This is a genomic window from Antarcticibacterium sp. 1MA-6-2 (assembly GCF_021535135.1).
Taxonomy (GTDB): Bacteria; Bacteroidota; Bacteroidia; order Flavobacteriales; family Flavobacteriaceae; genus Gillisia.
The window spans coordinates 1099692-1113747 of the sequence record NZ_CP091036.1; the positions used below are offsets into that span (position 1 = coordinate 1099692).

At 34.3% G+C, this 14056-nt stretch carries 9 protein-coding genes and 2 pseudogenes; 5 read left to right on the plus strand and 6 right to left on the minus strand.

Features of this window, described 5'->3' with window-relative positions:
* Positions 1 to 7 precede the first annotated feature (7 nt).
* The 5 genes and pseudogenes from LZ575_RS22340 to moeB all read left to right on the plus strand — a co-directional run bounded on the left by LZ575_RS22340 (position 8) and on the right by moeB (position 3570).
* Positions 8 to 460 (plus strand): thiamine phosphate synthase, encoded by a 453-nt coding sequence (locus LZ575_RS22340; RefSeq protein WP_255702809.1) that lies wholly within the window; start codon positions 8 to 10, stop codon positions 458 to 460.
* Complete coding sequence (locus LZ575_RS22345; RefSeq protein WP_255702810.1) at positions 453 to 632, plus strand: thiamine phosphate synthase; 180 nt, start codon at positions 453 to 455, stop codon at positions 630 to 632. The genes LZ575_RS22340 and LZ575_RS22345 overlap by 8 nt, the downstream gene beginning before the upstream one ends.
* Positions 629 to 1410: pseudogene (locus LZ575_RS05575) on the plus strand (thiazole synthase). Before LZ575_RS22345 ends, LZ575_RS05575 begins: the two are co-directional and overlap by 4 nt.
* Positions 1403 to 2512, plus strand: coding sequence for a 2-iminoacetate synthase ThiH (gene thiH / locus LZ575_RS05580; RefSeq protein ID WP_235329674.1), 1110 nt, complete (start codon positions 1403 to 1405; stop codon positions 2510 to 2512). Before LZ575_RS05575 ends, thiH begins: the two are co-directional and overlap by 8 nt.
* Entirely contained in the window at positions 2485 to 3570 is a 1086-nt protein-coding gene (moeB, locus tag LZ575_RS05585) for a HesA/MoeB/ThiF family protein (RefSeq protein WP_235329676.1), read from the plus strand. The genes thiH and moeB overlap by 28 nt, the downstream gene beginning before the upstream one ends.
* 265 nt (positions 3571 to 3835) lie before the next feature.
* Here the strand turns inward: moeB and LZ575_RS05590 are convergent, their stop codons facing one another.
* The 6 genes and pseudogenes from LZ575_RS05590 to LZ575_RS05615 all read right to left on the minus strand — a co-directional run bounded on the left by LZ575_RS05590 (position 3836) and on the right by LZ575_RS05615 (position 14051).
* Positions 3836 to 5287, minus strand: a complete 1452-nt coding sequence (locus LZ575_RS05590; protein WP_235329678.1) for a hypothetical protein — start codon at positions 5285 to 5287, stop codon at positions 3836 to 3838.
* Positions 5288 to 5495: 208 nt separating this feature from the next.
* Positions 5496 to 6482 carry a carboxypeptidase-like regulatory domain-containing protein gene (locus LZ575_RS05595; protein ID WP_235329680.1) on the minus strand — a complete coding sequence of 329 codons (987 nt, stop codon included), beginning with the start codon at positions 6480 to 6482 and terminating at the stop codon, positions 5496 to 5498.
* Between the two features lie 30 nt (positions 6483 to 6512).
* Positions 6513 to 7316 (minus strand): annotated as a pseudogene (locus LZ575_RS05600) (GLPGLI family protein).
* An 844-nt stretch (positions 7317 to 8160) separates the two neighbouring features.
* On the minus strand, positions 8161 to 8838 hold the full coding sequence (locus LZ575_RS05605) for a DUF2290 domain-containing protein (RefSeq protein WP_235329682.1): 678 nt from the start codon (positions 8836 to 8838) through the stop codon (positions 8161 to 8163).
* Positions 8839 to 8840: 2 nt separating this feature from the next.
* A complete protein-coding gene (locus LZ575_RS05610) occupies positions 8841 to 10916 on the minus strand; it encodes a DEAD/DEAH box helicase (protein WP_235329684.1) in 2076 nt (691 codons plus the stop codon).
* 108 nt (positions 10917 to 11024) lie between these two features.
* Positions 11025 to 14051, minus strand: coding sequence for an SIR2 family protein (locus LZ575_RS05615; protein ID WP_235329686.1), 3027 nt, complete (start codon positions 14049 to 14051; stop codon positions 11025 to 11027).
* Between the last annotated feature and the right edge of the window lie 5 nt (positions 14052 to 14056).

Here is a 14056-nt window from a genome sequence, read left to right on the forward strand (position 1 = left end):
CTCAAAATTGCACTACATCTCACAGGGAAAAATTCCTGAAGAACACCTGGAAAACATCCGTAGGATGTGTGCAGCCGGGGCAGACTGGGTTCAGTTACGGCTCAAAAATGAAACTTTTGAGAGAGTCCTGGAAACAGCAAAAGCAGTAAAAAACATTTGTGATGCCTTTCAGGTGAAATTGATCATTAATGACTTTCCTGAAGTGGCAAAAAAAATAAATGCTGATGGTGTACATCTGGGGAAATTAGACAGCTGCCCTTTGGAAGCCAGGAGACTTTTGGGAAAAGATAAGATCATTGGAGGAACGGCAAACACACTGGAGGATTGTGAAAGCCTGTGTGAAAAGCAGGTGGATTACATTGGCCTTGGCCCGTTTAGGTTTACTACCACTAAAAAGAATTTGAGCCCAATATTAGGCACAGCAGGTTACCAGGAGCTTTTGTGTAGCCTTCGTGCTTAGCGGAAAATCCATTCCGGTGATCGCAATTGGGGGAATTACACCAAATGATATTCCGGCGCTGGCTGAAATAGGGTTGCATGGAGTAGCTGTTTCGGGATGGCTCACCTCGCATCCACAACCTGAGATAATCTTTCAGGAAATCCAACAACAATTTATAATAGAACATTCATGAGCAAAACAGATCCATTAAAAATAGCAGACAAAACCTTTGTTTCCCGTTTGTTTACGGGAACAGGAAAATTCAGCTCTTCAGAAGTAATGCAACAGGCGGTTTTAGCATCAGAAAGTGAGCTGGTGACCGTGGCTTTAAAAAGAGTAGAACCGGGGAATGACAATGATAAAATGATCGCAGCTTTGAACGATCCTTATATTAACCTTCTCCCCAATACGTCAGGAGTCCGGGATGCCAAAGAAGCAGTATTTGCTGCTCAATTGGCCAGGGAAGCGCTCAAAACGAATTGGGTGAAAGTGGAAATACATCCAGATCCTAAATATTTACTGCCAGATCCTGTAGAGACTTTAAAAGCTTGTGAGGAGCTGGTAAAATTGGGTTTTGTGGTAATGCCTTACATCCATGCCGATCCTGTTTTGTGCAAGCGACTGGAAGAAGTGGGAGCACAATGTGTGATGCCTTTAGGAGCACCAATCGGGAGTAACAAAGGACTAAAAACCCTGGATTTCCTGGAAATCATAATCGAACAAAGTAATGTGCTTAGGTGATTATAGATGCGGGAATTGGAAGTCCGTCCCATGCTGCTTACGCGATGGAAATTGGAGCCGACGCCGTTTTGGTAAATACCGCGATTGCAGTTTCCCGGAACCCGGTAGAAATAGCAAAAGCTTTTAAAATGGCTGTAGAAGCCGGAAGAATGGCTTACAACGCAAAATTAGCTCCACAAAAACAAGAAGCTGAAGCAAGCAGTCCTCTAACACAATTTCTTTATGAGTAGTTTTAAAGATACTTTGAGTAAATATTCCTGGGATGAGGTGCTGCAAAGTATTTTCTCCAAAACAGAAGCCGACGTGCGTGCTGCACTGCAGAACAGGAAAAGAAATCTTGAAGATTTTAAAGCCCTCATCTCCCCTGCCGCAAAACCATTCCTCGAACAAATGGCGCAGCAGAGCAGGATGATCACCAAAAAGCGGTTTGGGAATACCATGCAGATGTACGCCCCAATGTACCTGAGCAATGAATGCCAAAATATTTGCACCTATTGCGGTTTCAGTATGACAAATAAAATACCCAGGAAAACTTTGAGCGATTCCGAAATTATTAAAGAAGCCGAATTTTTAAAATCAAAAGGATATGATCATATTCTGCTGGTAACGGGAGAAGCGAACAAAACCGTGGGAGTTGAATATATGTGTAATGCAGTGAAACTGCTGAGGCCTTATTTCTCGAATATTTCTATTGAAATTCAGCCACTGGATCAGAATGAATATGAAAAACTGATTAAAAGCGGTCTTTATGCCACGCTGGTTTACCAGGAAACTTATCATAGAGAGACCTATAAAATTCATCATCCAAAAGGAAAGAAATCAAATTTTGATTATCGTTTGGAAACTGCCGATAGGTTAGGAGGGGCCGGAATCCATAAGATCGGGATTGGCGCGTTATTTGGTCTTGAAGATTGGAGAGCAGATAGTTTTTTTACTGCTCTGCACCTCAAATATCTGCAAAAAACCTATTGGAAAACGAGGTATTCCATTTCATTTCCACGTTTACGACCCTTCAGCGGCGGACTCGAACCCAAAGTTGAGATGACAGATCCTGATCTACTTCAGGTAATTTGCGCATACAGGCTGCTGGATGAAGAGGTGGAGTTGTCTATTTCTACCAGGGAAAATGAAATTTTTAGAAATAATATTGTCCACCTGGGGATCACCTCGATGAGTGCTGAATCTAAAACAAATCCCGGCGGTTATGTAGTGGAGCCGCAATCTCTGGAGCAATTTGAAATTTCAGATGAAAGAAGTACAGAGATCATTGCAAAAATGCTTTCTGAAAGAGGAATAGAACCAGTTTGGAAGGACTGGGAGAAAAGCTGGTAATAATGTTGACAGAAATTGAAAAACAACGCTACCTCCGGCACATACTTTTAGAGGAAATCGGGGAAGCGGGGCAACTAAAACTAAAGCAGGCAAAGGTACTGGTCATTGGCGCTTATGGTCTGGGCTGCCCTGTTCTACAATACCTCACAGCCGCAGGAGTGGGAAAAATAGGAATTGTAGATGATGATCTGGTAGACCGCTCAAATTTACAGCGGCAGATCCTTTTTTCTGAAAAAAATGTAGGGGAGCCAAAAGTAATTGCTGCGAAAAATCGGCTTCAGGAAATGAATGGTTCGATAGAAATAGTGGCTTATAAGGAAAGGTTATCGGCTGGAAATGCCCTCGCTCTTTTTTCTGCATACGACATAATCGTGGACGGGAGCGACAATTTTTCCACTAAATATTTGGCAAACGATGCCGCAGTCCTGTCAGGAAAACCTTTGGTATTTGGTTCTATATTTAAATTTGATGGTCAGGTTTCTGTTTTCAATTATCAAAATGGGCCTACGTACCGATGCCTCTTCCCGAAACCCGGTCTTGCCGAAGAGATGCCGTCCTGTAGCGAAGTGGGAGTTTTGGGTATATTACCGGGAATTATCGGAAACTTGCAGGCAAATGAAGTGCTAAAAATGATTTTAGGAATAGGAAACATATTATCAGGAAAACTACTTCTTTTTGACGCTCTTGATATACAAATCCAGATCCTGCCGTTCTCCAAAAATCCTGATCTGGTGGTAACGAATTTGAAAGAAATAAATTTTTCCTGCGAAAATAACCTAATCAATTCGCTTTCCTTTAAGGAGTATCTAAAATCTCCAAAATCTTTTACCTTACTCGACATAAGGAATTCCAATGAACGGGCCGTATATCATATTGGTGGATTGCACATTCCTCTTTCCGATCTTGAAAAGAGGTACAGTGAGCTGGTTTTCGAAGACAATTTGCTCGTCTACTGCGCATCAGGGATACGAAGTTCAAAAGCCATTTCTAAACTGGAAATTTTATTTCCCGAAAAAAAAATATACAATCTTGAAGGAGGCTTAAAAAATATAAAATAAGAACTTTTTTGTTTCCTTTTTGCCTCCGGCGGCATGCGATAATGGTTCGGGATTGAAAAAGAAACCCCTACACTTTAGAGTGCCCCCAAAAAGTTAGACACTTTTTAGGGCATTTAAATAGGTCGGGGTGGCAGGAAACTGATTACTTTGAATTCTATCCTGCACTAGGTTTGCGTACAATTCTACTCGATCTGCGCCAGGATTTTCGGCGTTTAAGGCTCCTCCTAAAGATTCTATACAGGCTTCCCTGACGAAATTGGTAATTTTATAAGGTAAATTTTAATGTTGCTAACACCTGCGATGGCCGTAATCGATAACTACTTTCTACGTAATAATTTTGATTATTATAAACATTAATAAATTCATCAGTATTCAAAATATTTCGCCAACTGATATTTAGATCCATTTTTGGTTTTTCAAAAGTAAACTGATAGCCCAGGTTCATAAAGAAATTATCTCCATTTTCAGATAAAGAATTCCCATAATATTCACCACCCACACTTAAGTACTGATTCTCTTTCGGATAAAAATAAAGATCGAGCGTATGTTGATGATTTTCAATTTGTTGGAAATCAATATCTTCAAAACCAGAAGTATACGTTGAAAAATTACCTGAATAACTCGCAATTAGCCAACTTAGAACATCGGCTTCCAAATTTCCCTGTAGATTAAAACTTTGCGTATTTACTTCGGCCAGCGTGTTATTTAAAAGCTGTTGCCGCCTGGATAAATTATATGAAGTATTTAGTTTAAGTGTTGTTTTTAGTTTCCTGAAATATTTACTTCCGCTTACTTTGAAACTATGGTTATCAAAACTATTATTGCGAGCTACAGCTTCTAAAATGATTGTTCCGTTTTCACCAATTTTAGAACTGTATAATAGATTATTTTCAGAATACGCATATGAGTAAGAGGCATTTAAAAACAATTGCTTTAACGGATTTCGATAGGCGAGGCCCCCGCTATAGTTTTGCTGTGTTTCTTCAGAAATTGGTGCGTTGTAGCGATGCAGGTTTCGGTATCCATTAAGTAAAAACCCATAATATAATTGCTGAAGTTCACCAAAATCATTACGCAATCCTGCCGAAGCATTTGCCTCCCAATATGCTGAAAGCTTTTTCATTGCATAAAAATAGGGTTCAAAAACCAATCGGTCTAAATCCCTCGTTTCTTCAAAATTCCCGTCATCAAGCTGAAAACTTTTAAATTGAAGGGGTGTACTTAAACGTAAATTCCAGGTTTCATCCTTACTTTTAAAATTGAAAGAGTTTTCAAAATAAACCGAAGATTCCACAAAATTTGTTCTGTTCTTAAAATCGGTATCTACAACCTCTTCACCGTTATCAAGAAAAATATCTGTATCTAATTGCTGGTTTTGGATCGAAAATCCAAATTTAGGCGATATGGTAAATTTGCCAAGCGCTTTTGTTAAGCCAGCCGAATTATCGGTATACATTTTCCTGGCTGATACCAGTTGCTGTATTACATTATAGGGTTCACCATCATTAAAAATAGCTTCAAATTGCCCTGGTTGCACCAATAAATCCTGATTGCTTTGTGTAAGACCAGTGCTCGAATTGAAAGTAATCAATTGTTTTCCTACAGTGCGAAGCAGGCGTAGATCGTTTTTAATTCCGAAGAAGGGATCCTCCAGATGTTGCTTAATTTCTGTATCAGGCTTAGTAGATAAACCCGCGATTAGTATTCCTGCTACCATTAAATCTTAATTGATTTTTAAGGTAATTCTTATCGTTATTATTCTCAAAAGTAAGTTCCCCCTCTAACTTATTTACAAAAGTATGATTATTGCTATTTTCGATCACATCAATGGTATCTGTAGGTGTAAAATAGCGTGTTTGTAAGCTTCCATCCTGTTGCTGGTAATCATTTAGATAAGAAATATTCAGTTTTAGATCGGTATTATCCTAAATGCGCTGTAAAATGTTTACTGAACCTAAATGCACATTATTATCCAGCCAGCGTTCCGGAGAAAATGGAGGCACCAATACTTTCTGGATCGAGAGCCAATCCTTTTTATCGATATCAAAGTTTACCCCGGCATATTTGATCGTAAAATTGCTGATTTCTCCTGAGACGTCTGTCCCGGTATTATTACTTTGATAGGTAACGATCGCCTGTTGTTTTTTGGTGAAGATCATAGGCGTTACTTTTGTTTGCCACAGCAAGGGTGCAGCGCCAATCCCTGCAGTGGCCGTTGCGCTAAGAGTGATATCTTTTTTAAGCCTGATATTTATCGAAGCCCGGTCTGAAAATTCCAAACTATCCAGAACTCTTACTAGCTGATGATTTTCCAGGATCTCGACTTTTGAAACCGCTTCTACAGAAAGATTATTATTAGCCAGATTATAACGCCCTTCCAGCAGATCTAAACCTTCGATATAATATTTCTGGATAGGCTCATTTTTATAAAGGATCTGCCCGTTTGGCCGTATATGGATGCCGGGTATTTTTTTTAGAACATCAGCGATCACACGGTCGTTCTTACCCTTAAAGGCTGCTATTGAAAAACTAAGCGTATCGCCACGCTGCCGTAAAATTTCAGATTTCACTATCACCTCTTTTAAAGATTCTGAAGAGGGCGAAAGCTTAACTTCCAGTGTTTGTGCTTTATTCTGAATCGTTTTTTTAAAAGTACCAAAACCTATGTATGAAACCTTTAAAAACAGGACATCACTCTCATTATTGACAGCTATTTTGAATTTTCCATTTGCATCTGAAATGCCATAAGCCAATATCGAAGAAACAGAATCTTTACTAACCATCACCGTTGCCCCAATAAGTTTTTCATCCTGATCGTCAAAAACCTGTCCCGAAATTTCTATTTGAGAATAGCTAGTTGAAATAATGAATATTGATACCAGGAAAAGGAAGATCTGTCTTAAATGACCCAAATGTCTTTTTTTTGGATTGATGATGATGTATTATGGCTGAAGCTCGATTGGATTATTTTGCCTTTTATACTTTTCGCTTAGTTCTTTTCTTGCTTTAGCTTCATCTTCTTCGCTCCAACCAAACTGGACACCTGCCTTTTGCATTGTTCCAATAGGATCGCGGTCATAATCGTCTCGAAATTGATCAAGTTCTTTTTGAGAAACAGCTTTATAATTTTCTAAATTCAATAGTTTATCTACCGGATTTGCTAATTCCTGAAATGCAGTTAAGCTAAAATGATAATGATTCTTCAGGTCTGAAATCTCTAAAATGAGTCCCGGCAAACCACTGAATTTATAAGGTCCGTCTAAAAATGGCAATTCTGGGGCAAACCAGGCGACATAATTTCTACCTAAGCATAAGAGCCTGTAGCTTTTTGAACACTAAAGCCTAAAATTTCTTTATTCTCCGGCTGTATTTTCCCAATCGATCGTTTTTAGATCCTGTTTATATTTCAGTTTATATTTGAAAACTTCTTCGGCTAAAACAATTTCGTTTTCCTTATAATTTTTAAAGATCTTGTATTTAAAGTCGGTCATTTGTTGGTACTCATCCATCCTCATAAATACAGGATTGTTCATATTCTCTAAAGAATCCTTAACCGCTTTACCCAAGCTGGAATATCGCGAGTGGCCTTTACCTAAATAAAGTACACCTATTTCAGATTTTATGGAATTCTCATCTGTCGAATCCTCCTGAAATTCTAATTGATAAGTAGCTTTATAGGAATATGGATTTTGTGCCTGTAAATTTCCTAAACTAAGGAAAAGCACAGCGATTATAAGTTTTCTCATTTCTAAAGTTCAATAAAATTATTCTTTTTAGCCAATTCTGCTTGATGCTTTCTTAAATTATCTTTCTTCTCATCGTCTTACCGCCCTCACCTACGGGATTATGATATAACTACCAGGATCATTTTCATATATTTCTATTACCTCCAGAAGTCTATTCTTTTTGAAATCCTTAGATTTTTTAGGCATAAATTTACTAATCTATCCGTGTAGCAATTCTTCAAAACCAGCAAAACTAATCACATAATCGGCTTTGGTATCTTGCAATTCTAAAAATTAGACCGGGTAAGCCGACAAATTTACCTTCAACAAGAATCAAAAAGATCAACATTCTGAAGGGTGTTAACAAATATAGGAGTTTATTCTGCAGAGCATGAGAAGTACAAAGACTATTCCACAAGTTTTAAACGATGTGGTGCTAATTTTATTAAAACTTGTGGAGATAGAAATTATCTACTGCTTTGGCTTTTAATATCAGGAAAATAGAAAAGCACAATTTACTTGTAGTAATTTAATGTAAAGAATGTATTCACCGAATCATTAACTAAACAGGGTGATATCATATGATATCATCTGATATCATTATAAACAAAAAACACTGTAAATCAATAGATTAACAGTGTTTTATAGCCACTTTTTAGGTGGTTCGTCGGGGTGGCAGGAAACTCTGTTCCCTTCGGAAAGCTTACTACCAGCCACTTGGCACATTATCAAGTGGAAATATTCACTGAATCATTCACTAAACTAGAAAGAACTTTAAGACTAATTTAATTTGATCGTCTTTTATATCATAAAGATAAAAATAATTATAAATAAAATTTAGGTGATGTGAGCTTAAGTTAAAAATTTAATTCAAGTGGAATTCTGATTTATCCAACTTTTTCCAATGGGATGAACTGATGTCTAAAAGAGCTGATTTTTCCTTTAGAAATGCTTCCCGCCAGGTGTTCTTGCTAATGATTAATGTTTTCCAATATGCTGGGTAATTTTGTCTTAAAATTATACTTGTGAATGATTTAGGAGTAAGTATTTTATTTAATCCCAATCTTACCTGGTTTTTATGACCTACATGTAGATGTGAAGCGGGATGCACTCCTTCAAAATATGAATTTTCATCATAGTCATATCTTATCATTAAAGGATTTTCCTTTTGTTCACATTGATGAAGGTAAACCTCGTAATAATCAATAAAAATTTTACTATCTTCTTCGAAATCAATATCATTATCAATTAAATACTCCTTGTATGATAAAGATTTAAAGGGGCATTCATAATATGTGTAACTTATTTTTCTATTGTCTATATCTAATTTAAAATTCAATATGGAATTATCAGTTAGCATAAAGCTATATATGTTATCTGAAATTAAAGATTTCCAATTCTCTAAATAATTCTTCTTTCGATATACAGAGGGGTCAAAGTCATTACTAGGATAAAAATTTCTCTCTTCGAAAAAATCGATATTCCGTAGTAATTTTTCTATATCGTTCAATTCTGCTTCGAATTTTCCTTTCGCAAACGACATTTCTACTTCTTCTTTTTATTAACTTCTCGTTGCTCCAAAAATTGTTTTATTTCATCAGGAGACATTTCTGATAACAAGTCATCCAACATTTTGGCCTGCTTACTCTTTCTGGTAGCTTTTGCTTCCATATCTCTTTTCATAATGTTAAGAGCCCTTTTACTAGGATACTCAAATTCTATATTTGGGAACTTCTCTAAAGCCACAGTCAGTTCTTTAACCCACTTATCGGCTGACTTTCCTACACCGCTTAGTGATAACCACCCTTTTGTCCTAGTCATAGCAGTAAACATTAAATTTCGTTCTCTAATAGTAGGCTTTAGTGAGTACAATGAATCGATTCCTACAACATGTACAGAATAGGCTTCGTTGCCCTTTGCTTTATGAATGGTGCTTAAGGTTACGTGATTTGTCATAGAAAAATCTTTAATACTAAATTTGTCTGCGTGAATATTATTGGATTTAATTTTATGTGCTGCTAACAATCCTTGAATATTATTCAGATAAGATTTAGCATTTCTATCATCCACCACAATTACTAAGATATCATCCGGTAAGAGACCATTAGATAAATCATCTAAAATGTTCTTTACACATTCTGTTAATTCTTCTTCAAAATCCCTATAAGAATTAAAACTTACGATTTCATTTTTTTTGAAATGTTTAGAAATAGTTTCTAATGAATTTTCTTGGGGTCTTTCTATAATAATTTGATCTCCCTCCTTAAACTCACCTTCAACTACTTTATAACCTATATCATTCCAGTAGTCCTTTTCATCTAGCATTTGAACAATTTCACCATAGATACCAAAGCCTACAGCATGAGCTGTCACCAAAACTTCTCGAGGATTGCGATAGCATTTATAGAGAATTATGTCTTCTTCCAGACCTTTATATTCAGTTCCTTCTAAAACTGTATCAATACTGGGAGTTTTTACTTGAAAAATCGTTTGGAGTTCGTCATAAGCCCAAACTATTCTTCCTTTATTGCATATTCTTAGACATAGCTTAATAAATGATTGAGGGAAATCTTGCCCTTCGTCAATAAACATATAATCATAAACTTTTTCCAGTTCTTCAACTTCTAATAAGGATTTGCAGACGTAGTCAAATGGGTGTGTAGGATCCTTAGAAGCTGCTTTTGAAAAGGAGAAAAAGGGAACTTCATTTTTTTCACATGCTTCATAATAAATTCCTGTATTTGTAGCATTTCCCCACGCATGAACGATCTTTAACTTGTTCCAATCAGGATCTTTGTCATCATACTGTCTATAAAATCGAGTGATTAATCTTTGAATATGTTGGTATAAACTCTTAGTGTAAAATGTATAAACAATATTAGCATCAGGCTCTCTTAAATGTGTAATAGCTGCTTTTAAAGCAAGTACTACGGTTTTTCCAGATCCAGCCAGACCCCGTATCCTTTCTGGACCGATAATCTCATTCATAAAAGCCTTCTTCTGAAACTCATCAAATGTATTTATCTCTTTTTCAATTTCAGTTGCTGTAAGTCCTTTTTTAGTATTATCATTTAAATGCGGTCTTTCTTTAGGTTTTAATAGTCCATTTGCACCTTCAATAGTAGCAATAAGCTCTATATACTTTGAGTCACTAATTTCATTGTTATTCAGCTCTTCAAAAAAGCTCTCCAAGCCAGAAAAGTTTGAAATACAATTTAAATCCTCTAACTGACTATCAGCTTGTAAATTGGTATTGAATATGAATGAAGTAATGGGAAATAGAAGTTCGGTTTTAGATTTGCGTAAATTCCTGTTCCTCAATAAGCGACTAAAGATGACAGAATGAAGTTGTTCTATTTCCTGAATTAAAAATTCACCGTCTATACTTTTTATAGTGTTTTTTGAATCATCAAATGAGACTAGTATTATTCCGTGACTTTTCGAGATGATTAGGAGTTGTGAAATGAGAATGTCACCATCGAAATCTTTAAAAATAGGAAAGTCGTAATATAAATTCGATTCTACAAAATCCAATTTACTTTCATTAGATTTTAAATGGTTTATGAATGAAAGTGCTTGTGGATTAGAGCTATACGATTTTTCTCTCGAATTTATTTTCATTTTTTTCTTTTGAGATGGATTAAAGTATACAATACCTTAATCCATTTATTTTTAATCAAAAAAGTGTCAATTCTCAGCTATTAGATCTGGATATCGACACTTATGTTCCTATTCAAGTTTCGCTATGCGACTCTGCCTTTTCTTTAATTGAAAATATATCTGCCTATATTCAGGATCATCATTATCTAATAAATATTTTTCAATCTTATCATATACAAAGGAAATATTACTTACCTGATCATCAATAATTTTAGGGCGTTTATATTTTAACCAATTTAAATCAAAATCACTTTCTGGGAAATTATTTAAATTAAATAAGAATTGATAATATTTATAATGAATTTTATCTAAATCAAGAAAGGATAAATCAATTTTATTTTCAAATAATAAAGTTAGAAATAAATGTATTTGGTGGTTATAAAAAATTAAGTTTCTGCTATTGTTATCTATTTCTAGTTGTAATAGAGAATTAATGTCCTCTTTAAACTTTTGAATGAATTCAGGTTCAGTTATAATATTATTATTAATGGCATCAAAATACAAATAATATGATCCATTTTTTATCTCAATTTCTGCTCTAAGATTTTCTTTGTATACCTTCTGCTGTTGATTGTTTAAAAGAGGAAATAAATTTGTAGAGCTAAAATTTAGGACATGGAAATTTACTCTATTTACATCCACAAATCCAAGCGTGGTTTCTTCCTTCGAATTTTTTAAAAGTGTGTAGAATATATTATTTAGTCCATAATTCTCATAAATAATAGCTAAAATTTCATTCAGATTCTTTTGGGAAAATAAATGGGATTTCTTAAGGAAAAATATATTAAGATATTTTAAACTATCTGAGGTTTCATTAAACACAATATATCTCAAAAATTCTGTCATTGAATCGATATAACTAATGAAATTCTCTTCCTCTATGTCCAAATAAGATAATAAAATACATATATTACTAAACTGCCGATCAATAACTAATTTAAAAGTTGTTTTTCCCTGGTAATTAGTATTGAACATTTCACTCCTTCGCGAGCCGCCAAAAAATTTATTATTGTCATAGCCGTTTTTTAAGAATTGAGAAATTTGATTAAAAATTTTATTCCTATCACTTTTACAGAGTTCAATGTTTTCTATTTCCCAATTTCGCAATGCTTTATATAATATTTCAGGAATGGATCTTCTAATAATAGTAACGCAGATCCAGTAATTGAAACATTTCAAATGAGGCTTCCCAAGATTTAAACCTCGACTGATGTGTGGAATATTTTTTAATTTGTAACCTATAATTAAACTTTCGATTGATTTTTGAAATGAATGATTTACTTCATAAGGATTATCAGCGATAATATGGTTAACTCTCAAAAAATTATCTAATTCCTTCATTCTATTCAATAATTCAATAAAGCTTTTACCCCCAGAACCGCCGCCTTTAATCCTGTCCAAAGTTTCTAAAGTGGTGAATTTCAAACTGTCTATTTCTATACAAAGCCGATGTACAATTTTACCATTATTTAAATTTTTATAAAGATTGTATACATCTTTGTCATAAAAGAATTTCAGTTTTTCAAGTTCTTTATCTAAGTTTATTGAATCTACAACCTGTTTAAATTTCTCATAATCGTCTTCTTCGATTTCATCATTTGCTGTATAGGATCTATAAAGATATTTTGATAAATTAACCAAATTGAATTTGGAAAGAAAGCTTATATCGAACCTTCGCTGTTTATTGGACTTCTGGAGCAAATTTTGAAAGGCCTTAAAACTATTAAGGTAGTCACCAATTTCATAAAGAACATATGAATACTTTAAATCCTCAAAGATGTCGGTTGTACTCGAAATCCTATAAGCCTTCTGTTTTTTCTGAATTTCTTGATATTCAAACCGATTTAGGGAGCAGTCAAAACATTTACAATTTATCCCAGTTTTTCTTGTACTTAATCTAAATATATTTTCATCTTCGGGAATAAACTGTCCAAGGGATTTGGGTTTGTCTACATATGCAATTTCATTAATTCCAGACATTAAAAGAATTTTCTTAATGCGAAATGATTTATCGGTAAAATCATCAAGTTCTTTTTCACTGCTAAATCCTTGTAGTAAAGCTTCATAAACATTTTTACTAAAGACAAGTATTCTATCCTCAATGATGTTATAATCTGGGGGTTGTTTAATTGCTTTATTAAAGGGATATAAGTCTGCTATAAATATTTTAGGAAGAACACCAAAAATCTCAAATCTCTTCAACGACTGAAAGGCAGATTCTATAATGTTCTCAGCGTCAGCTTCCTCCGTCAAAAAATAATCATGATCAAAAATTTCTAGTTTAGCTAAGAAATTTAGGATTGAATATACCTTCTGGCCCTTTTTTGATAATTTATCTTTTTGATAATCGTCTAAAAAAAGATTAGGATCAAAATTTATAATATTGATACCAAAATTATTAAAATAAGAAATTTCGGAATTAGGCACATTTTCATCGGGAATGATCAAATAAGATTTCTGCTGATGTTTTTTTAATAAGTGTTGGACTTCTCTAAGTAAAATTTTCAAGTTTATGTCTGAAAAACTGTATCCAACAAATAATATAACTTTATTGCTAAATAAGGATTTTACAAATGTTTCTTTTAAAATATTTGTTTTAGAATACTCCAAATAATCGGTTTCCTTGAGAACAATATTTTTATTTTGAAAATCTCCATGATATTTAATTACAAGATTTTTATGTTCCGCATAGGGCAAATCCTGATCCTTTGAAATAATTGAAAAAGGTAGGCCGTCCTGATCTATAATTTCCTCAAAAAAATAGTCATAATTTGTGGTTACAATATGTTGAGGATTTAATGTAAATAATATTTCATGAATAGGATTTGCAGTAGTACAAGATTCAAAAATTAAATTTTTGAGAATTTCATTATAATCTTTTTCACCTTTTTCGATATGTAATAATTGAGCTAACTTTAATGGATCATCCTCTTGGGTATCAAAGTTTAATTTTTTCTTTATTTTTTCTAATAAATTATTTCCCAAAGGCAAACCAGAATCAAATGAAACTCCAGCTCCTGCAAAAATGACTAATCTGTCCTGATTAATAGCCTTTTTTAATTGAACTAAATTATTTTGGAGATACTTAATTTCCAATCTTT